Below are 22,183 nucleotides of genomic sequence, written 5' to 3'. Positions count from 1 at the left end.
AATAAAAAAGAAAAGAAAAACCCGGCTCGCTCCGGGTTTTTCTTTTCTCCCTCCACCACTTCCTGCCCGTATCGACAAAACCTGCTCCCTGGATCTCACAGGTTTTAATACTGCTGCTCTTCTGAACAAAACACCTGGCATCGTTCTGATGCGAGGTGTAACAACCTACAGGAATAAGAGATTCGGACAATGGCTAAAAACTGAAACCCGTCCTGAAATAAATTCCGTAATCATCCATCAGGCGCCCATCGTCAAACCCTCTGGCGTAGACGATACTTGCACTGTATCTCGATTCGATAAATCCGAACCACAGACCACCGCCCGCAGCGGTATGCCATGCAGAGGAGTCTTCTCCATCGAGAAAAACCCTGCCGGTTTCCAGAAACGCAATCGGACCGTAGATGACAGGAACAAGAAACTTGAAGGAGCCCAGATAGAGACGCAGTTCAGAACCTGCATAGAGCGAGGCGTCGCCGGAAAAACGTTGCCTGTCATAGCCTCTGAGCGAAGTAGATCCTCCGAGATATGCCGCCTCCCAGAAAGGATAGTCACCCCACAGTTTTTCGCCTCCGATACGCAGCACCAGACGGGAATATCCGGGTGTCGAGAACGGGATATAGGTACGCACTTCTCCACGCAATCTCGTAAACGTTTCGTCATTACCGAAAAATTCCGGATAGTGGCTCGCTTCCAGATCCACAAGCATGCCGCTTGTAGCCGCAGTGGTACCGCCCCCTTCGCTTCCGGAAAGTCGTCCGGCCTGCTTGCGGGGAGAAAGCTCCACATAATCGCCGCTCTGGCGGGAATCGTAGTGAAACCCTATATGGAAACTGCCGGAAAAATCAGTGTCGATCCCTGGGATAACCGAGCGATTGAGATCAATGAACGAACCCGGTTCGATATCAAGATCGACCCACTTTGCGCCGAATCCGGCACTCCAGCGGTATTGTCCGTTCATCGGGTAACGCAGCGAGGCCCTGATGGTCGTCACCTGGTTCAATAACTCGAAGTCATCCTCCTTCATGCCTGAACCCCTATAGTAGTTTTCATTGCCCAGACCATAAAAGTTCATCATATCGAGACCCGAGGTACCGGCTTCCAGAAGAAGACTCGCATTACGGAACAGGGTCCTGAAATCACCCCGGTAGTACAATTGGTAACGAAGATCGTCGCCGGCAGCCACACCTCCGTTAAACCGCATGTTATAACGATAGGGTTCCGACCTGAAACCATAATCCTCGACCGAAAATCCCCAACCGAGATAAGGCCCGTAATCCGGCGAGTAATTAAGATCGAGACCGGTAATATTGGCCACTACTTCCTGTCCCGAATCCCTTGGCCTCAGGTCGTATTTGTCCTTGTCTTCCGTGGGTTCCGGCTTGGCAGGATGCCGGTCGACAACCGTATAGCGGGTACCGGAAAATTCCGACCGGTCGCCATGATCATAAAAAAAAGTCATCTTTTCGGCCGTCCAGGGATATCCGGCAACAGGTTTTTCTGTCTGGTCTTCGAACCTGTCCGCACCCTCACCGCCGATAACCCTAACCTTGACGCTGTTTTTAACCACCGGCCCTTCGACAAGTACCGCATCGTCGCCGCCTCCGAGATAGAGCCGCACTTCCCTGGTTTCCCGAGGATCGAATACCCGCCGGTAAACCGACTGCCCTGTAGCCTCCCCGGCCAGATCGGTTTTATGGAAAACGGAAACCTCTACCTGGCCATCCTGAAGACGATTAACTCTGGCAAATTCGGATTTATCGCTGGCGAAAACATCTACATCCTCTGCATAGAGCATATAGAGTTCCGAAGATGCTTCGCCCAGGAGATCCCGTCTGGATCGCAAATCCCGTTCGAGACGCTCGCCTTCCTTTGCATACATGGCCGGCGGCATGTTGCCGACAGCACGTCCGATGACCTCATCGGTCAGCTTCATCTGAAGGTCTGCAGTCACGGCATCCCATTCATCCCTGCCGATTCCCGAAAGCAGCCTTCGGTCAAGCGGCCTGCCGGACCAGCTGAGATATCTGATGTCCGGATACTTCTCGCCGAAACCCTCGATCTGGGGAATGATCTGGGTGATGATCCACGAAAAGACGCCATCCTGGCGGGAAAACGCATTGTCCCTGTCGCGTGGAACCGGAACCCATGTAGTAGCCCCATCTTTTTTATAACCGGCCCACCGCCACTGATCGGAGTGACGGTCCCAGTCACCAATGAAAAGGTCGATCAGCCTGGCGCGAAGATAAGCTCTGGCATCGACCCTGTTTGCACTGTCATCTTCAAGGCTGTCGAAAACCTTGTAGGTTCCCGATATTCTATCGGCTGCTTTGAAACCGGCTCCGGGAACGGAGCTCTCTTCGGGATGTTCCTCGATAGTTCCGACCAGACCGGCAAATTCATCGTGAAACTGCCCAAGCAAAACCTTGTCGTAAGGCATCACAACAATTGCAGGTGCGACATTGTAAACTCCCGCAGCATCCAGGAGAGGCGGAATTATCTGGCCTGAAACCGGATTCGAAGTGCTTACCTGATCCTGTACAACATCGGATACAACGGTATTTCGCAGTTTGGGAGGCATTCCCCTCGCCGGGTCCTTGTCGAGCGTTCTGAAACGGTACTCCTTGCCGTCCGAACCCCTGAAACGAAGACTGACAGTCTGAAAACCGCCCCCTTTTTCCAGCGGAGTCAAACCCCCGGCAAAGGTTCCAAGATCGAGAACAGGAACTTCGACCTGAGTTGTCCAGAGCGATCGCCAGTGTTTGCCGAAAAGAAGGGTATGCAGCGCACCGGCCTCATAATCCGCCCCTGGAACAACAGAGACGAGGTTACGTCCGGCAACACTTTCAAACGGCAATTTTGCCGGCTGAGCCTCAACGATGGCCGGATGCAGGATCGATGGGCAAGAAATGACAAACGCACAGGTAACACCTCTGAGAAATAATTTCATGGCAGGATCTCGTTGAAATGAAACATCCGATATACGACAAAGAAGAAAGCAGGAACAACGGAACCGGATGACTATCAGAAAAGAAGATAGCCAATCATGGAACAAGAGCAATAACACCCGGAAAGAATACAATAGCAAAGTAATAAAGGAACGTTCTTTATTACACTCCCACAAAAAAAAGACAGAGGAATGTGCGACCCTTCACTCTCTGAACCTGTAGATGGAAGCTCTTCCTCGCAGCATATCTTCGCTGCTTATCAGCAGCGAGTAATCAGGCAATACAGCTAAACCTTCCGGTTGCGGGTGATATACCGAAGGAAGGTTTTGCAGATCTATCAGAGAACCGTTACGGTAGTCGATTTCTGCAATAATCCCGGAACTCGACGAAACAATAAAAAAATTGCCCGAAAGAGGGTGCCTGGTTATCCCCGAAGGCCTGAAGCCTTTTTTACCCGCAGAATCGGCAATATGGCGGGCATCGATAATAAAACGGGCTTGCCGGCTGAGTTTGTTGGTAGTGAGAGAAAACGAATAAACTGGGCGCGATGCCGATTGCGCGAACGGTTTCTTGCCGGTGCCCGCTTTACATGAAAGCAGAAGCGAAGCGGTCGAAGGATCATGGCACAACCCTTCAACTTCATACGAAGAACCAAGCCCTGTCTTGTAGACGACAGCCTGCACCGTTTCATTATCCCGCCCCTCGCGGAACTCATAGAGCTTTCCTGAACTGGTAACCAGAAAAAAACGGTCCCCGGCTATGGCTATATCCTCGAAATCGTCTTCAACTCTTCCATTTCCGAACCAGCGTCTGGTTACAACATGAAATCGCTTGATGACCGTTCCGCTCAAAGGATCCAGCTGATAAATCGTGGAAACCTCGTCATCATGCGCAAACAGTTTTCCATTGCGAGAAACCGCAACACCCGATATTTCGCGAAGAGATGCCGGCAGGGTAAGATTACGGGATGGCTTTCCCGCAAGATCGTAGCGATGCAGCAGGCCGGGAGCAGCGGAAAACACATGATAAAACGGGCACAGGATGAAAACAGCTATTGTGAACAGTGTCGAAAACCGGTGCAGCGAGCTTTTCATAATAAATATCTATCCGGAGAAAAAACTGACATGGAAAGCTCGTCAAGCGAGCAGATGAATACGGGAAAAAACGTAATCGAGATGGTCCTCATTCAGGACGATACGATAATACCCCGAGTTTCCGAGTTCCAGGGGACGATTATCGCGATCGCTGCTGAATTTTCGGCTCTGCTTGCCGTTGAACCAGTAGACCAGACGGATAATGTTTCCTTCGATTTCAAGAGCGGTGATGCCCCGTTTGCCGATAGCACAGCCTGAATTGAAAACACTTGGGATGGTCAGCGTATTGTAAAGACCGCTGCGCAACCCTATTTTCTTGCCCTGCTTGTAACAGGAATCCAGCTCCTCTTTGAGCGAGTCTATTTTTTCCCTGATGGAAATCCGCTCTTCCGTTTTCGCTGCCGGATAAGCCCGGCATAGTTCCTCGATGCGATAGTTCAGATAATCGACTTTCGAAAGTGATTCAAAAAGCGGCCGGTGGGTATGACCGATAACCGATACGATCTTTGCGTTATTGGAAAAGTCGTAAATGGATTTCTCTATCGCAAACCTTCTGCGGCTGTTATAGGCAATTGAAAAATTCCGGATACCTGCCGGTTTTGCGATATAACGAAGAAAAAACACCACTGAACGACTGACGAGCGGATAGGTTTCCCAGAGCAGGACCGACGCCTGATGGCCATGAAAAAGCAGTATGGTCTCCTTGCCGTAAAAAAACTTGAGAGCTTCTATCATGTAAGGAGCAAGCCTGTAGTCCCTGTCTTCGAGAAGAGCCGCATCATGGTTGCCATAGGTTTTATAAAAAAAACCGTTGCGCTCGAACTGAAGAAACAGATCGTAAAATGCATTCCACTCTTCGGTGATGCTATGGAGGGAAAACTTGAACAACTCCTCGATATCGCCGTTAAGTACCAGGCTGTATTGCCCGGGATAATAAAAATCCGCAAGCATGGTCTTGACGAGATCGGCATTCCGACGGAATTCGTCGCGCCGCCCCCCGTTGCCCATATGCAGGTCGCTGAGAATCAGAACTCTGGAGGCGCCGTCGAGAACGACAGAATGGGCATTGCCGAGAAGGCGTTCAAGGTGAGGATGTTTCTTGTGATGTGGCTGCATTGCTTCTGCGTGTACCTCCCTGTTACTCCGAAACCTGCCGATAAACCCCCGTGAGTCCGTTTATCAAAGCGTCTCCGTTCACCCACAGGGATTTACACTCCGATATAATTATTTTTTTTCTCCCGACAAACTGTCGCTGCCCGGCCGGAAAAGAAACTCACTCACTCCCTGCCCGCTTCATACAACCGCAAATCCGGAATAAAACTCTCAACCACGCAATATATAATGGTTTCATCTACTGTTTCTGTTAACTTACCGTGAATTGAGCAACGCCCTCGACGCCATGCCGTAACGAATACATAAGCTAATATACTGTAAGTGCCGTTAAACCCGATATTCAGTAAAAAAGGATATACCGATAATTTTACGGCTCATCGCACTTTTCAGCCAACCCCTTTCATCCTGCATCTATTGGCATCACCCGAACGATTCCGGAAAATCCGTCAGATGCTGCGGCATCGCCAGACAAGTCTGACAGTTGTCATGGACAACGTCAATAAATCGCACAATCTTGCCGCAATCGTCAGAACCTGCGATGCTGCCGGCATCCATGAAATACATGCCGTATCATACCGTAAACACATTTTTTCACGACATAATGCGGCAGCGGGATCCAGCAAATGGGTCCATATCAATCTCCACCACACCATTGAGGAGGCATACAGGCAATTACGGAGAGAAAACAAACAGATTCTTGCCGCAGCTTCCGGAGAGCAGAGCGTTGATTTCAGGGAGATCGACTATACCCGACCGACAGCCCTTGTGCTTGGCGCAGAATGGGACGGGATTTCGCAGGAAGCGGTACTCGGAGCCGACCGGTGCATCAGAGTGCCGATGTTCGGCATGGTTGAATCACTGAACGTTTCAGTAGCCGGAGCTGTCATCATTTTCGAAGCTCAGCGGCAACGACTTCTGCAGGGCATGTACGACATACCCTCGCTGAATGAAAAGGATTTGAACAGCCTGCTCTTCGAGTATACCTACCCTCGACTTGGAGAACAGCTCAGGGAAAAAGGAGCCGACTATCCCCGCCTTGACGACGACGGCTTTATCGTTTCGCCCGATACGTAACAGCTCCAGCTTCCCGAGTGACTCTGATTGCGAAGATGGCTGTGCAGCGCGTGAAGCAACTGATCGATCTCCGAAAGAAGATGTCGGTGTTCAAATGCAAGGGCAACAAGAAAAAGCGGAAAGGAAATATGGTCCCTCCGCAGTTTTCGCAGCACATTGCCCATCGCCCGAGCCATCACCGGAAAAAAGCGATGCTCGACCTCTTCCGGCAGACGCCGGTCCTCAGGAGACGATATGTTGCGATAGTGGCAGGAGAACAAAAAATCCTCACTGTCTGTCCACTCGATTTCGATTCTGAACGGTTTTATCTCATCCATAAGCTCCCGCCTGTTTCCGATAGAAAAACTGAAGGCCGATAAGCTGATGTTACGCAACAGAACTGTTGTAACCCGTCAGATTTCTGTTACAGTTCGGAAAATCCTTCAGCTGCCCCTGGAGCGAAAAGAGGCGGCAAGTTCGGCTGCCCTTGCTGATCGCTTCGATATTGACGAAGAAAGACTTCGTTGGTATCTTTCTTGCGTGTTCACAGTAAAGATATTTCAATAACATAACGCCATATACATTATGTCACTGCAGATCACAGATGCATGCACCTACTGCGCAGCATGCGAATCCGAATGTCCCGTCAACGCGATCTCCGCCGGGGACGATATCTATGTTATCGATGCGGCAACATGCACCGAGTGCGAAGGATTTGCCGATTCACCTGCCTGCGTGGCGGTGTGTCCGGCAGAATGCATCGTACAGGCATGAACCGCGCGGCGGCGGGAGAGCCAAACAGCCTTTCAGCCATAGGGCTCTCTCGCCGTCCTGCCAGACAACGCTGTCCCTTTACCGGATAGACTCCAGAAAACGTTCCGCATCGACTGCGGCCATGCATCCTGAACCGACGGCCGTCACTGCCTGGCGGTAGGTGTAATCCTGTACATCGCCGCAAGCGAAAACGCCGGGAACACTGGTTGCTGTCGAGGATTTTTTCGTTTCGATATAACCGTAATCGTCAAGAGAAAGCTGGCCTTTAAAAAGGCCGGCATTCGGTTCGTGACCGATCGCCATGAACACACCGTCGCAATCATGTTCACTCGGTTCGCCGGTACGGACGTCTTTCAGCCTGATTCCGGTAACCTTGATTCCGTCACCGAGTATCTCGTCGACTACGGCATTCAGAACAGTGCTTATTTTCGGATTTTTGCTCGCCCTGAGGCTCATAATTTTCGATGCCCTGAACTCGTTCCTCCGGTGTACAAGCGTCACCTCGGAAGCGAATCTGGTGAGATAGAGTGCTTCTTCCATGGCCGTATCGCCACCACCGATAACAAAAACCCGACTATCCCTGAAAAAAAAGCCGTCGCAGGTTGCGCAGGCAGATACCCCCCTTCCCCTGTAACGATTTTCAGACTCGATACCGAGCCATTTTGCATTGGCGCCTGTTGCGATAATAAGCGAACGGGCAAAAATCTCCCGGCCGTCATCGAGAACAAGCGAAAACGGGCTTCGTGACAGGTCGGCTTCCGTAACGCTCCCATATACGAATTCGGCATTGAACCGCTCGGCCTGCCGACGCATTCTCGACATGAGCTCAGGACCGTTGATGCCTTCCGGAAAGCCGGGAAAGTTCTCGATATCGGTGGTTATCATGAGCTGGCCGCCAGGCTGCATACCCTCGATGACAAGCGGTCTGAGGTTGGCCCTGCCGGTATAGATAGCCGCAGTATACCCCGCAGGACCGGTTCCGATGATGACCACATCCCGAATATCCTTTTCCATAATAGGTATATATCAATGGCGTTGATAAAAAAAATCCCGGCAGGAGGCTGCCGGGATGCATCGAAAGCAGTTAAGATCAACCGATATGTTCGTCGATTTTTTTTGCGATCATGTTCTTCGGCATCGCGCCGACCATCTGATCGACAACCTGACCGTTCTTGAAAACCAGCATGGTGGGAATGCTGCGGATACCGTACTGGGCGGCGGTATTGGGATTGTCATCGACATTCAGCTTGGCAACGACAGCCCTGCCTTCGTAATCGCCCGCAAGCTCTTCGATAACCGGGCCGAGCATCATGCAGGGCCCGCACCATGCAGCCCAGAAATCGACAAGCGCGACCTTGTCGGATTCGAGAATCTCGGCCTTGAAATTCTGATCGGTAGCCGCAAGATATTTTCCGCTCATTGTAATGTTCAGTTTTATGTGATAGTATTATCTAAACTCTATAGCAATACAAGCAACAAGTTATAAAACTAACCAAAAAAAACAAGGCGGGCAGAAAAAACCTTACTGAAGAGAAGCATCCTGACTTGGCAGGGCATGTCTCAGCCCGAAATTCTCACATTATCCGGCCCGAGTATGTCCTCGAGTTTTTCAATCGTCGCATCCGCAGCATCCAGAGGGGTCCCGCGCGCAAACATTTTCATCATCTCGATATTTCCTTCGCTCTGCACCATCACCTCGAAATCGACCGGTACCGCTCCCCGATGCGCATTGAATACCTTTTTCAGCTCATCAAGCCTTTCCATCTGCCCCTCCTCATCGGCATCGACCTTGAGAATGATCTTGCGTACCAGACTGCTTCGTACCTTTTTGACCGGAATGACCTCCCTGACAAGGAGTTTGAGCATACCGCCGCCCACCTCCGCTTCTGCCACAAGCATAACGACCTCCTCAGGCTTGAGCAGATGCCCGTATTGTTCATAGACGCTTGCAAAAACGGTAAAATCCGCCTTTCCGGTAAAATCCTCCAGAGCCCCGAAAAGCATGGATTTTCCCTTCCGGTCCTGGTGCGGCTTGACTGAAACTATAACTCCGATGACCTTGTACTGCCGCGAAGGGGTCACCTCCTTGGCATTGAGATGAAGCGTAGCGAAAGCCTCCCAATCTCTCCGATACGTCGAAAGCGGATGGCGGCTGAGATAAAAGCCTACCAGCTTCTTTTCCTGGAGAAGTTTCTCCGACTCAGGCATGGGATCGGCCGGATCAAGATCGGGATAATGCACTTCATCGGTTCCCTCTCCCGACTCAGAAGTAAAAAATCCGCACTGACCGAGCGTAACCGACCGGTTCTGCATCTGACCGAACCTGATAGCCTTGTCCACGTTGGCAAGCAGCTTCGCCCTGTCAGGATCGAGTTCGTCGAGCGCCCCGGCAAGAATCAGGCATTCGAGCGCCTTGCGGTTCATGACGCGCAAATCTACAGAGACCGTAACATCGAAAAGATTCAGAAATTCCCGTTTTTTTCGCATCCGGGAAGTGACGATGGCCCGCGCGGCGCCGCCCACCTGCTTGATTGCGCTCAGTCCTACCCGTATAAAGGGCTTGCCCCGGACATCCTCGATAGCAAAAAGCGTATCGCTTTTATTGACCGAAGGAGGCAGCGTCATGATTCCGAAACTCTTGGCCTCGTCGGTCAGGTGCTTCATACGGTCGGTGTCGCCGATCTCGCTGTTGAGAATCGCGGTCATGAACTCGGCAGTATAGTGCGCCTTGAGGTAACCCGTCCAGTAAGCCAGAACGCCGTATGCCGCCGAATGGCTTTTATTGAACCCGTAACCGGCAAATTCAGCCATCAGCTCGAACACTCTGGTAGCGAGAGTATCGTGCACTCCCTGTGCAACAGCACCGCTCACGAAATCAGCCTTGAACTGCTCCATGATTTCAGGCATCTTCTTGCCCATTGCCTTGCGGAGGTTATCGGCTTTAGCCATGGAAAACCCCCCCATGACCTGGGAAATCTGCATAACCTGCTCCTGATAGACAATAACGCCATAGGTCTCCTTGAGAATCCATTCAAGCATGGGATGCATGTAGTCTATAGCCTCACGGCCGTGCTTGCGATCCACGAAAAGGTCAACGGCATTGCGATGCTCGTCGATTCTTGCATTGAGCGCACCGGGACGGTAAAGCGCGCTCATAGCGATGATATCTCCGATCTGCGTAGGCTGCAGACGGGTCATATAGCTCTGCATGCCGGACGATTCAAACTGAAAAATGCCGGCCATCTTGCCCTCCTGAAAAATGCGGAAGGTCTTCCTGTCGTTCATCGGCACCTTTTCAAGATCGATATCGACATTATGCCTCTTTTTGATAAGATGCAGCGTCTCGTCGATCACGGCAAGCGTCTCAAGACCGAGATAATCGATTTTCAGAAGGCCGGCAGTCTCGATCCAGTTCTTGTCGAACTGCGTCACAACCTGCTTTTCATCAACGGCATCGGTACCCTTCAGGCTGCCCGAAGAAAGATCGTCAAGATCGATCTCGTCGGCATAACGCCGAACCTCGGTTTCGATCTTGTTCGACACATAGAGCGGAACCTGTTCTTCGAGCGGCCCGTCGGTAATCACCACCGCTCCGGCATGCATCGATACATTCCGGGCCCTCCCTTCCAGAGCATGGGCATACTCGAGCAATGTCCTGATCTCAGGAGAGCTGTCGGCAAACTCCTTCAGCTCACGGTTTTCGGCAAGGGCCTTTTCAAGAGTGATTCCAGGCTTTCCCGGTACCAGCTTCGCAAGTTTGTCGACCACCGGAAGCGGCACTTCGAGCACCCGGCCTGTATCACGGATCGCAGCTTTCGCGCCGAGCGTACCGATAGCCACAACCTTGGCCACGCTCTCAGCGCCATACTTCTCCACGGTATACTCCAGAACCTTCTGTTTGCCGACCGGAGTGAAATCGATATCGATATCCGGCATCGAAAGCCTCTCGGGATTAAGGAACCGTTCGAAGAGCAACTGATATTTCAACGGATCGATCCTCGTGATACCGGTCAGGTATGCCACGATGCTGCCCGCAGCAGAACCCCTTCCCGGACCGACCGAGTAACCCATCTTCCTCGACGCTGCGATGAGATCGCTGACGATCAGAAAGTAGGAACTGAACCCCATCTTTTCGATAACGCCGAGCTCCAGCTCGATCCGGGAACGCACATCTTCCTGGGTGATGCCTTCGTTCCCGGAATCGGCATACTTCTCCCTGGCACCCTCCCATGTAAGGTGACGCAGGTATTTCGCCTCGTCGTCAAAACCTTCCGGCAGACGATAATGCGGAAGAATGGGATCCTTCTTCCGAAACGAAAAGGTGCAGGATTCCGCAATAACCGACGTATTGGAGAGTTCACCATGCGAATCCGCAAACAATGCCGACATCTCGGCAGCGGTTTTCAGGTAATATTCACTGCCCGGCAGGGCCTGCAGATTCTGGCTCGAAAGCTTTTCCTTCGTCCTGTTGGCGATCATTGCCCGATATCGCCCTGCATCTTTCCGCTCCAGATAGTGGACATTGTTGGTTGCCACGAGCGGCAGGGACAATTTGCCGGCAAGCGCAATCGCAGCGGCGTTGAGCTGATCGTCGAAGGGCGTCGAGTGTCTCTGCAGTTCCAGATAGAATCGATCTCCGAACAGCTCTCGATAGTAAGCGGCTACACTCTCAGCCTCATGCACCGCGCCGGCAAGCAGGGCCCTGCCGATCCTTCCTGAACAGTAGGCCGAAAGGCAGACGAGTCCTTCGTTACAGGTTTCGAGAAGTTTTGTTTCGAGATGCGGCATGCCGTTGACGAAACCGTCACGAGCCGCTCTGGAAAGCAGGATACAGAGATTCCGGTAGCCGGTTTCATTCTGGACGAGCAGGATGATAGAGGGAGAAACGGCATTCCTTGAAGACGAATGTGCGGCCGATTCAAGCAGATAGAGTTCGGTACCGATGATGAGCTTGACACCGGCTTTTTTCGCTTCGCTGAACAGCTCGGGCATGTTGAACAGCGAACAGTAATCGGTGACCGCAACGCTCTGCATACCGAGCTTGACGCACGCGGAAAAGAGCTCTCCGGGAAATACCGGACTGCTCTGCATGGAGTAATGGGTATGAACGTGGAGGTGCACAAATTCCATAAGGCTTTCCCGGGCGATAACTGTTCAACCAAAAAACGCTGACACGCGGCTCTGCTCGGAAATAGTACGATTTTTTCCGTTTTCCTGCCATCGTGAAAATCGTATCGGCAGGCTTTTTTTGTCGCCGTCATAGCAATGGCGAGGATCCGGAACAGCACGGACAAACACGTCCTGTTATTCCGTTAACAGGCAGGAACTGACCTGCCGCCGCGAGGGATTGTCTCATTGTGATCCTTCAGAAGGGACAGAAGTCAAGTGACACCGTCTTATTCGTGGGAATTGTATGCGTCGTGCGGTAAAGGCTGACGGGTATCTCTCCATCATAAGGAGCATGCACATGGATCGAAAGCCGGTCGTGCTTGATAGAAAGATCTATCTTCCGCTCATGCCACCGCACTGAAAAGGCAAGACGCTTCCATTTTTTCGGCAGCCATGGCCTCAGCTCAAGCCTGTCCGATTTTATCGAAAGTCCTCCGAAACCGGATACCACCGTCTGCCAGGTTCCTCCCACTGCAGCGGCATGAATGCCCATGGCGGTATTACCGTGCAGATTGTCGAGATCGAAAAGCGCTGTTTTCATGAAATAGTGATAGGCCCTCACCCTGTTGCCGACGGCAAGCCCCATCATGGCATGGGTACAGTGGCTCAGAGAAGACTTGTGCGCTGTACGTTTTTCATAATAATCGTAATTCGCCCTCTTCTGCTCTTCACTGAATGCATGGGGAAACAGATGCATCATCATCAGCACGTCGGCCTGTTTAATGAGCGTCGTCGATCCGATATTCCGGTAGGTCACTCCTTTTGGCAGAACGGGATGGCCTTTTCGGTCAAACCCCTCGATAACATGGTCTTTCAGCGAAAAATACCCATCGAACTGCTCGACGAGATTCGTATCCGGATCGATCCTGAATTTTATGCTCCTGCTGATTGAAAGCCAGCCTGCAACCTCGTTCTCGTCAAGACCGATTTTTTCCGAAAGCGCCTCAAGACTGCCGTGATGCTTTCGCGCCATGTACCTGTAAAGCAGAACGGCAAGTCTGAGATGCCATTTCACTATATGGTTGGTATATGCGTTGTTATCGACATGCTCGTGAAACTCGTCGGGACCGATCACCCTGCGTATCTCATGCATACCATCGACACATACCGTCCGGCTGGCCCAGAAGCGGGCTGTCAGAAAAACCATCTCGATGCCGCAATCAAAAAGAAAATCCCTGTCGCCGGTTGCCCGGAAATACTTCTCGACTCCGTAAATAACGTCCGAAACAATGTGGTCCTCCTCCATACCGGTATAGATAAGTCTGATGGTGCGTTCAAGTTTCGAGGCGAATCTCGGCGTCACGTCCTCTCCTGTCACGGCGGACTCCCATGCGTACCTTGCACCCCGGTAACCGCTCCGCGAGGCGTTCAGGAGAGCGCCCGGAAGCGTTGCATACCGGTAGAGAAGCATGTTTCTGGCTACCGGCGGAAAATTGTATATGTAAAACGGGAGAATGAAGATTTCAGTATCCCAGAAGACATGTCCGAGATAACCTTCGGAACTGAGGAATTTCGCGCCTATGCTGCCGACGGCAGGCGGCGCGTTGATGAGAAGCTGGTAGATGTTGTACCGCAGCGCCTTCTGTGCATGAGGATCACCGACGATTGTAATATCGGCCTGACTCCATCGATCGCGCCATGCTTTAAGATGAAGTGAGATATGCTTTTCGGCGCCTGCGCGAATAAAGGATTTCAGTTCGCATATCGAACGGCGGAACATGTTTTCAGGCGGAATCTCACGGCTGGTAAGGACAACAACAAGTTTTTCGAAAACATAGGTTTCACCCTTCCGCACATCGAGCGTCATCTCGCTGGTGAACTTTTCACCGTAGATTCTCGGCTCTGGATGCACCTGCTGCCGATGAGGACTGACCAGCTTCCATGATGCCGCTTCGGAGATACGAACCCCATGCTCCCTTGTCTTCATTTCAAGATACATGAAATTCCTGCCTCGCTCGATCTTTTCGAGCTGCAGGTGCTTCAGACGCTCCTCAGGAAAAAAACCGCGATTCAATACCTCGCCGTTCAGGCCGCTGAATACCCTGATGGGGCCTGAAAAGTTTTTCGGCGTAATGCTGAACCGCATGTATCCCAGATGCATCTGATGCATACAGACGAGTCGGACGCTGTCAATACCGATAATCCTGCCCGCTGAGTTTTTCATGATTGTCGAACGACGCAGCATCCCCTTTTTCATATCGAGCGACTGTTCATGCGAAAGTGTTCTGCAGGTTGACATGCAGAATTTCTCTCCTTCGCTCCATACCGATACGTCGGTCCACATAGGGCACTTTACCAGTTCCTCCACATCGGCTTCCGACTTGTCGTATATTCCGTTGAGATACATACCTCCGGCATTGCCCGGAGGCAGTTCCTCGAGGCTCCCCCGGATGTTGAGATACCCGTTTCCCAGGGTCAGCAGAGATTCGTTGATCTGTATAGTCCGGGAGTTTCTTCGAAATCCCTTTCGGATGATCATCCAGGCATCCTCGGAACGCTCAAGCAGTTTGTCGTATTTACGGTCGGCACCTGCAGGATGCAGGACTTCTGAAGTTGACATAATTTGCTTCCCCTTCAGCATTGCATCAACATGATATAAAACATCGGACTTCAGCTTATTGCCCGCTTTGAATCTGACTTTTATAGAACCGATAAAAGATATAATTAGTTTGTTTTTAAGAGTACTCGCCAAAAAGGAGATCAATCAAAAAAAGCAGATTATGCGACAGCACCTCTTTTTTTCTTATACTCCAGATTCGAAACTGTCACTGTTCCCTTCCAACAATATTAACCGCCTTCTGAACCTTGGAACAGAACACCTACAATAACTGCCCGATCTGCGGCTTTCCGCTGACAAGCGACAGCGCCGTCTGCCCCCGTTGCGGCAATGATATTCTTGAGGACATCACATCCCTTGACGAACAGAGCCAGGAGCTGCACCGCATGAATATCGAAGAAAAAAAAGCCGCATGGTATACCCGCTGCATTACTGAAAATCTCGGAGTCTGCGATACTCCCGGTACGGAAGATCTCCCCTGTCCCCGCATTCCTTCTGGAAACCGTCACATATACTGCAGCAGCGAAGAACTCGAATTCCTTGCAACGTGCTCGAAAAATTCCCTCGCAGAGGATAGCGGATTACGCAGAAAGTGGTGGAACTGCCTGAGCGAAGAATGGAAAGAGGTTGTAAAAAACACGCTGAAACTGGTGCGGGAACCGGGCGAAAGCGAACTGCTGGACTTTTTCGCAACAACCCATCTCCGCTGCGATAACCGCCGCGTACACGATCTGCTTCCGGTACGGATGCTTGATCATCTTCAGCAGCTCCGCTGCGACGAATCGCCGGTGGAACATCTCGACCCTGTCGCCGGTCTTGTCAATCTGCAGCGTCTCTACGCGTTCGATTGCGATATCGACTCCCTCGAACCTCTCAGACGTCTTGTAAACCTGAAGCTGCTCTGGGTATCGAGCACACAGATCACCTCCCTGGAACCGCTCTGCGGACTCATGAATCTCGAGGAGCTCTATTGTTCGGAAACCCTGATTTCGGATCTCTCACCCCTGAAATCGCTGATAAACCTCGAAAAGCTGAGCTGCTATAAAACGGACATACGAAACATCGCAGCGCTTGAAGGTCTTGAGAATCTCATAGAACTCGGCATCAACAATACTGAAGTAGATGATCTTTCGCCTCTTGCCGGCCTGCGCAACCTCGAATACCTCCGGTGCAACAAAACCGCAATCGAATCGCTCGACCCCCTGCGCTACGTAACCTCACTCAGGGAACTGAGCGCCTCGGCAACCCCTGTCGCATCGATCGAACCGCTGGCCGGGCTCCCCGATCTCGAAGAACTCGATATCGCCAATACGGAGGTACGCTCCATCGAACCGCTCATGCACCTCGTCAACCTCGAAAAACTTGAGCTCAGTGTCGGGCAGGTTCCTCAGGTGGAGATCGAACGTTTCGTGGAACTGCATCCCGGCTGCGAAGTCATCCTGAAAAACTGATCTGAAGTTCAGCCCGATCAGAAAAAAAACACACAACGAAAAAAGGCGGCATTTGATGCCGCCTTTTTTCGTTGTGTCGAGAATCCTCGATGCAATCGGAAAGGTCTACATGAACACCGCAAGCAGAACCCCGGCAGCGACAGCGGAGCCGATAACACCCGATACGTTCGGGCCCATGGCATGCATGAGCAGGAAGTTGTGAGGATCGGCTTCGAGTCCCACCTTGTTCGATACGCGGGCCGCCATCGGCACGGCGGAAACACCCGCCGAACCGATCAGCGGATTGATCTTCTGTTTCAGGAAAAGGTTCATGAACTTCGCCATCAGAACGCCGCCGGCAGTGCCGAGCGAGAAAGCGATAAGGCCGAGCACGATGATACCGAGCGTTTCGATGTTCAGGAACTTCTCGGCGGAGAGCTTGCTGCCGACGCCGAGTCCGAGGAAGATGGTGACGATATTGATGAGCGCATTCTGTGACGTATCGCTCAGGCGGTCGACGACGCCGCACTCCTTCATCAGGTTGCCGAACATGAGAAAACCGATAAGCGGCGCTGCCGAAGGAAGCAGAAGCGCGCAGAGTACGATAACAACGAGAGGAAAGATGATCTTTTCACGCTTCGATACATAACGGAGCTGGGTCATCTTGATCTTCCGCTCATCCTCGGTAGTGAGCAGCTTCATGATCGGCGGCTGGATAATCGGCACGAGCGCCATGTATGAGTAGGCCGCAACGGCAATGCTCCCAAGCAAAGCCGGACTAAGGCGCGAGGCCACGAAGATCGATGTCGGGCCGTCGGCTCCGCCGATGATGCCTATCGATGCCGCGTCTTTCATGGAAAAGTTGATACCAGGAACATACTGCGAAAGCACAAGCGCGCCTATCAATGCACCGAAAATGCCAAACTGGGCAGCCCCGCCAAGGAGGCTGGTTTTCGGATTGGCGATCATCGGACCGAAGTCGGTCATGGCACCCACTCCCATAAAAATCAGGAGCGGAAATACGCCGCTCTGAATACCGACGTTGAAGATATAGTAAAGAATACCGCCTTCGTCATTGATGAAAGCAAGCGGAATATTCGAAAGCACAGCCCCCATGCCGATCGGAATCAGAAGCAGCGGTTCGAAACCTTTCGCTATTGCAAGGTATATCAAGAGAGCTCCAACGCTCATCATGAGCACCCGGCCAAGACCTTCCGTCCAGGTGAGTTTGCTGTCGACGATGAGAGCGTAGATTCCGGTACTTTCGACAAGGTTGTCAAACACATTCCGCAGAGAGAGCCTTTCACTCGCACCGCTCGAACCCTGCACGCTTGTAAGCAGTTCCTGCTTTTCGATCTTCAGAAGCACCGCGCCGGCCGGAACGTTGGTATACTTGCCGTAAAGGCCTTCGTTGATATAGGTCACATGACCCGATACGCCTGCGGTGACGGTTATCTTGTTATGGTGCATGTCGGTGAAGAGTCCGAGAAAATCTCCCTGGTGGACATCGTCGCCCACTTTCAGGAGACGACTGTCTCGCACCGGCACCTTCAAGAGTTCAAGATCCTCCGGAACCAGCAGCGTTACCGTATCCCCTTCTGTCTGAAAGAATTGCTGCGCATGCCCTGCCGTGGTAAAACAGAGCAGGGAGAGCAGAATGAAAAAAATTTTACGCATGATGTATGCTTGTCCTTTATAGATTCAGGTGAATTGGTATTTCAGGCAATATACATCAGCACGTCGCCGTTAGCCACGGTATCGCCGACGGCGACATCGATCGAGACCACCCTGCCGCTCTTCGGCGCCTTCACGGGCGATTCCATCTTCATCGCTTCGATGATCACAACGTCATCTCCCTCCTTCACCGTATCTCCCACCTCGACCTCGATAGCCATGACGGTGCCCGGAAGCGCAGCCTCAACAGGGGTACCCTCGCCTGCAGACTGAACCTGAGGCGCCGATGCCGCAACCGTTGCGGAAGTAACTGATTTCACGGCGCCGGTTCCTTCGACTACCGAAACATTGTAGGACTTGCCGTCCACGGTAATGATATAATTTGACATGCCTGATTTTGCCGGTTTGGCGGTTGATGCGTTCTGGGTTGACTGTTGTTTGGGCGCCGCTTTTGCCGCAGCTTCGGCTTCGACATCGGCCTTGTAGCGGATGCCGAGCGGCTTGTCGCCATTGAGAAATGCGATGCCTTTGGCGCCGCAGGTCGCTGCGATGAAAATATTCTCCTCGGTTGTCGGCAGACCGGCTTTTTCAAGCAGCCCCCGGTTATATGCGATACCAAGCTCTGGATTGCGATCGTTGATATCGTGCACATCCTCGGTGGTGGGCTGGAGACCGAGCTGTTCGGATGCGAGGCGAACCACTTCAGGATCGGGTTCAGCCGGCGTACGGCCGAAGTAACCGAGCACCATCTTGCCGTAGCTGTCGGTGATCTTTTTCCATGGACCCTGAACCGTATTGGCGAAAGCCTGCTGGAAGTAGAACTGCGAAACCGGCGTGACCGACGAACCGAAGCCGCCTTTGGCCACCACCTCGCGCATGTTGCGGATCACTTCAGGGAAAAGATGCAGTGAATTGTTATCGCGCATCATCTGGGTGTTGGCAGTCAGCGCGCCGCCAGGCATCGGCGAGAACGGGATGAGCGGATTGACCTCCTTGGCCTCGGGAGGCATATAGTACTTTTCCATCTGGTTCATGAAAAGCGCCTCGACCTCGATGTACTTCTCGTGATCGATATCGAGCGTGTAATCGGTACCGCGAAGCCGGTGCCACATGGTGAGGATATCCACCTCGGAGGTGCCGCCGCTCACCGGAGCCATAGCCAGATCGATAATGTCCGCACCGCCCTCTATGGCGGCATAGTTACAGGCAACACCCATGCCTGCGGTGTCGTGGGTATGAAACTCTATCACCGTGCCTTCAGGAAGCATTTTCCTTGCGCCCTTGATGGACTCGTAGACGACAACCGGCGTGGTTGCTCCGGACGCATCCTTGAAGGCGACGCTGTCGAACGGAATGCCTGCGTCGAGAATTTCGCGAAGCTTGTCGAGATAGAACTGCGGAGTATGGCAGTAGGTCTCCTTCAGTCCGGGAGGAAGGCCCATGAGGGCTATGACCACCTGATGCTTCACCCCTGCGTTGTGGATGCACTGGCCGGAATAAGCGATGTTGCGCACGTCCATCAGCGCATCGAAATTACGGATAGTGGTGATGCCGTGCTTCCTGAACATGCGGGCGTGCAGATCGATGATATCGCGCGACTGCGATACCAGGCCTACTACGTTGGCGCCCCTCGAAAGCGTCTGCAGGTTGATGTCCGGACCCACTATCCTGCGGGCGGTATCCATCATGTCGAAAGCGTCCTCCTGGCAGTAGAAATAGAGGCTCTGGAAACGCGCGCCGCCGCCGATCTCGAAATTATCTGTCCCGGCCGCAACGGCGGCTTCGAGCGCAGGCACGAAATCTGCGGTTTTCACCCTCGCTCCGTAACAGGACTGAAACCCGTCACGGAAAGACACATCCATAAACCGTATTTTTTTCATAGACCTTATCTGGTTTTTTAAGCTGTTTTTTTATTACTGCTCCTGTTTTTTCGAAGGATTAGCGGTCACGGTGTGCCTGCACAGCAGCGGCAATCACCGCAGTCAGTCGTGACGAATCGTCAACGGACGGGCCGCCGGCGAAAGCTGCGGTTTGCTTCATATCTTTTTCCCTCTTTTTCCTGCGTTTCATCTCAGCTTCCTGAAGCAGCATTTTTTCCTCTTTGAGCGCATGCTCGCCGAATGCCGAAGAAAGCAGTTTTATCATCACGTTCATGACCACGAGAAAAAGGTATACCGTGAGCATACCTACAATCATGAGAATTAAGCCGTCGAGAACCATGCTGTTCTGTATTTAGAATTGTTAATTATTTCCGGACAGGAATCTACAGAGAACACCGCAGTAAAAAAAATCAGGACATTGCTTCAAGCAGGCCGAACGACTCATCCTCCACCTTCCGATGCAGGCTGTTGCCGTGCGCGTCCATGGTGACGATCGCCGGAAACGAATCGACCTCGAAATGCCACATCGCCTCGGGAACGCCCATCTCTTCGAGAAAATCCACGCCGGTCACCGTACGGATGCACTTCGCATAATACTGGGCAGCGCCGCCAATCGCATTCAGGTAGACCGCTCCATGCTCCTGCAATCCCTTAAGGGTTTTGGGGCCCATGCCTCCTTTTCCGATAATGGCGCGAAGTCCGAGTTTTTTTATGACATCTGCCTGATACGGCTCCTCCCGGATTGAGGTGGTCGGGCCTGCTGCCGTCACCCGGTAGCTGCCGTCATCGTTTTTCAGTACGACCGGGCCGCAATGGTAGAGAATACCCCCTTCGGTATCGATGCCTTCGGGCAGATCGTGATGCGTGACATGGTGATGGAACGCGTCGCGCCCGGTGTGCATCGCGCCGTTGATGATGACGATATCCCCCACCTTGAGACTGCGGACAGCTTCCTCGCTGACCGGAGCCTCGAGCACAACCTCCCTGCCGGTCAGAGGTATGCCCTCGCCCCTGGCCATGCGGACAATCTCGTCGGCATCCCGGTAGTGCCAGCTGATGATCGAACCTGTTTCAGGGTCGAGCAGAACGCCGAGACGACGATATGCCCAGCAGTTGTAAGCTACCGAAACAAAAAAGCTTGCCGGCACCCTGTGAGATTTGCCGATCTTGCAGCCAAGCAGCGTGGTTTTGCCGCCGAACCCCATCGGGCCTATTTCCAGAGAATTGGCTTTTTCCAGAATTTCCTCCTCGAGCGCTTTCAGGCCGTCATCGGCATTGCTGTCGTCAACCCTCCTGAAAAGCTGCTTCTTGGCCAGTTCGTAACCGCTTGTACGGTCGCCGCCGATACCGACGCCGATGAAGCCAGGACTGCACCCCTGGCCCTGTGCCTGGTAAACCGAATGCAGCAGGCATTTGCGAACGCCGTCGAGATCGCGGCCAGCCTTGCCAAGGCCGGGAATCTCCGCAGGAAGCGAGTACTGGATGTTCTTGTTCTCGCAACCGCCACCTTTGAGAATCAGCTTCACCTCGATCTCATCACGATCCCAGGGTTCGAAATGGATGACCGGAACGTTACAGCCGAGATTGTTGCCGGAGTTCCTGCCGGTAACGCTGTCAACGGCATTCGGACGAAGCTTGCCGGTTCTTGTAGCCTCGGCAACAGCCTCTTCGATATCCCTCTTCATGGCAAGCTGGTCCGCTCCCCTGGGGGTATGCAGGAAAAAGGTCGGCATGCCCGTATCCTGGCATATCGGTGAAACATTATCGACAGCCATATCGATATTGACCGATATGGCCGACATGGCCAGCCCCGCCTGTGAAGCTGCATCCTCGCGGTCAATGGCTTCTGCGATGGCTCGACGGACATCGGAAGGAAGATTTGCCGAGGTCTCGGTAATGAGCGACAGTACGGATTCCCTGAAATGGTTCATATGATCGGGAGAAAAAAAATTATGCGAATTATCATGGCGGACACCGGATCAGTCCCTTATGGCTTTTTCCGGCCCTGACTGCTTGACCAGAAGCACCGGCACATCGGCTGTCCTGAACACCGCTTCGGCAACGCTTCCCATCATGAAGCGCGCCAGACCGGTTCTGCCGTGAGAACCCATGATGATCAGGTCGGCACCCCAGGAGTGCGCATGGCTGGCGATCACCTTTGCCGCCTCTCCGCGAAGGATGTGCATATCTGTTGACAGGCCATTCTTTTTTTCCGACATCAGCAATGCCGAAAACAGCTGCGGAATCACCTCGAAAGCCTCCTCCCCGCCGACACTCAACCCGTAACCGGCAGCAGTTTTTGCGGCGATATTCTCCGGTGGATGCACATGCAGGAACCTGACGTGAGCGTTAACGCTTCTTGAAAACTCGATGGCATATCGTACCGCCTTGTCCGAAGTTACGGAATAATCCGTGGGACAGAGAATCCGTGAAAGATGAATCATGGCAAGGTCTGAAACGGATGACTGATAACGGAGGATTACTTCTGTTACAA

At 52.5% G+C, this 22,183-nt stretch carries 16 protein-coding genes; 3 read left to right on the top strand and 13 right to left on the bottom strand.

The window, feature by feature from the left end:
• Positions 1–193 precede the first annotated feature (193 nt).
• The 3 genes from K4305_RS09250 to K4305_RS09240 all read right to left on the bottom strand — a co-directional run bounded on the left by K4305_RS09250 (position 194) and on the right by K4305_RS09240 (position 5,155).
• Positions 194–2,947, bottom strand: a complete 2,754-nt coding sequence (locus K4305_RS09250; protein ID WP_331562130.1) for a BamA/TamA family outer membrane protein — start codon at positions 2,945–2,947, stop codon at positions 194–196.
• Between the two features lie 201 nt (positions 2,948–3,148).
• Positions 3,149–4,039, bottom strand: coding sequence for a hypothetical protein (locus K4305_RS09245; protein ID WP_331562129.1), 891 nt, complete (start codon positions 4,037–4,039; stop codon positions 3,149–3,151).
• A gap of 42 nt (positions 4,040–4,081) precedes the next feature.
• Positions 4,082–5,155 (bottom strand): metallophosphoesterase, encoded by a 1,074-nt coding sequence (locus K4305_RS09240; protein WP_331562128.1) that lies wholly within the window; start codon positions 5,153–5,155, stop codon positions 4,082–4,084.
• A 411-nt stretch (positions 5,156–5,566) separates the two neighbouring features.
• Here K4305_RS09240 and trmH point away from each other — a divergent pair, with 411 nt between their 5' ends.
• Entirely contained in the window at positions 5,567–6,226 is a 660-nt protein-coding gene (trmH, locus tag K4305_RS09235; protein WP_331562127.1) for a tRNA (guanosine(18)-2'-O)-methyltransferase TrmH, read from the top strand.
• Here trmH and K4305_RS09230 read toward each other — a convergent pair.
• Complete coding sequence (locus K4305_RS09230) at positions 6,178–6,543, bottom strand: hypothetical protein (protein ID WP_331562126.1); 366 nt, start codon at positions 6,541–6,543, stop codon at positions 6,178–6,180. The genes trmH and K4305_RS09230 overlap by 49 nt on opposite strands.
• Positions 6,544–6,790: 247 nt before the next feature.
• On the opposite strand from K4305_RS09230, the gene K4305_RS09225 reads away from it, so the two are divergent.
• Positions 6,791–6,979, top strand: coding sequence for a 4Fe-4S binding protein (locus K4305_RS09225; RefSeq protein ID WP_331562125.1), 189 nt, complete (start codon positions 6,791–6,793; stop codon positions 6,977–6,979).
• Positions 6,980–7,057: 78 nt separating this feature from the next.
• Here the strand turns inward: K4305_RS09225 and trxB are convergent, their stop codons facing one another.
• From trxB to K4305_RS09205, 4 genes are all read right to left on the bottom strand, one after another.
• Positions 7,058–7,993: a thioredoxin-disulfide reductase gene (gene trxB / locus K4305_RS09220; RefSeq protein WP_331562124.1), complete on the bottom strand. Its 936-nt coding sequence runs from the start codon at positions 7,991–7,993 to the stop codon at positions 7,058–7,060.
• Positions 7,994–8,069: 76 nt separating this feature from the next.
• Positions 8,070–8,399, bottom strand: coding sequence for a thioredoxin (gene trxA / locus K4305_RS09215; RefSeq protein WP_331562123.1), 330 nt, complete (start codon positions 8,397–8,399; stop codon positions 8,070–8,072).
• A gap of 140 nt (positions 8,400–8,539) precedes the next feature.
• Positions 8,540–12,109: a DNA polymerase III subunit alpha gene (locus tag K4305_RS09210; RefSeq protein ID WP_331562122.1), complete on the bottom strand. Its 3,570-nt coding sequence runs from the start codon at positions 12,107–12,109 to the stop codon at positions 8,540–8,542.
• 235 nt (positions 12,110–12,344) lie between these two features.
• A complete protein-coding gene (locus K4305_RS09205) occupies positions 12,345–14,708 on the bottom strand; it encodes a glycoside hydrolase family 65 protein (RefSeq protein WP_331562121.1) in 2,364 nt (787 codons plus the stop codon).
• A 245-nt stretch (positions 14,709–14,953) separates the two neighbouring features.
• Between K4305_RS09205 and K4305_RS09200 the strand changes: the two genes are divergently transcribed.
• Complete coding sequence (locus K4305_RS09200) at positions 14,954–16,156, top strand: leucine-rich repeat domain-containing protein (protein WP_331562120.1); 1,203 nt, start codon at positions 14,954–14,956, stop codon at positions 16,154–16,156.
• A gap of 105 nt (positions 16,157–16,261) precedes the next feature.
• Here the strand turns inward: K4305_RS09200 and K4305_RS09195 are convergent, their stop codons facing one another.
• The 5 genes from K4305_RS09195 to K4305_RS09175 form a co-directional block, all read right to left on the bottom strand.
• Positions 16,262–17,812, bottom strand: a complete 1,551-nt coding sequence (locus K4305_RS09195; RefSeq protein WP_331562119.1) for a sodium ion-translocating decarboxylase subunit beta — start codon at positions 17,810–17,812, stop codon at positions 16,262–16,264.
• Positions 17,813–17,853: 41 nt separating this feature from the next.
• The gene (locus K4305_RS09190) at positions 17,854–19,689 is read right to left on the bottom strand and encodes a biotin/lipoyl-containing protein (RefSeq protein WP_331562118.1); all 1,836 of its coding nucleotides are present in this window, start codon (positions 19,687–19,689) and stop codon (positions 17,854–17,856) included.
• Positions 19,690–19,747: 58 nt separating this feature from the next.
• On the bottom strand, positions 19,748–20,029 hold the full coding sequence (locus K4305_RS09185; protein WP_331562117.1) for an OadG family protein: 282 nt from the start codon (positions 20,027–20,029) through the stop codon (positions 19,748–19,750).
• A gap of 70 nt (positions 20,030–20,099) precedes the next feature.
• Positions 20,100–21,620 carry a fumarate hydratase gene (locus K4305_RS09180; RefSeq protein WP_331562116.1) on the bottom strand — a complete coding sequence of 507 codons (1,521 nt, stop codon included), beginning with the start codon at positions 21,618–21,620 and terminating at the stop codon, positions 20,100–20,102.
• A 48-nt stretch (positions 21,621–21,668) separates the two neighbouring features.
• Positions 21,669–22,133, bottom strand: a complete 465-nt coding sequence (locus tag K4305_RS09175) for a universal stress protein (protein ID WP_331562115.1) — start codon at positions 22,131–22,133, stop codon at positions 21,669–21,671.
• Between the last annotated feature and the right edge of the window lie 50 nt (positions 22,134–22,183).

Source organism: Chlorobium sp., from assembly GCF_036528655.1.
Classification (GTDB): Bacteria; Bacteroidota; Chlorobiia; order Chlorobiales; family Chlorobiaceae; genus Chlorobium.
Note: the sequence above shows the minus strand (reverse complement) of the source record. Positions and strands in the feature narration are given on the sequence as shown.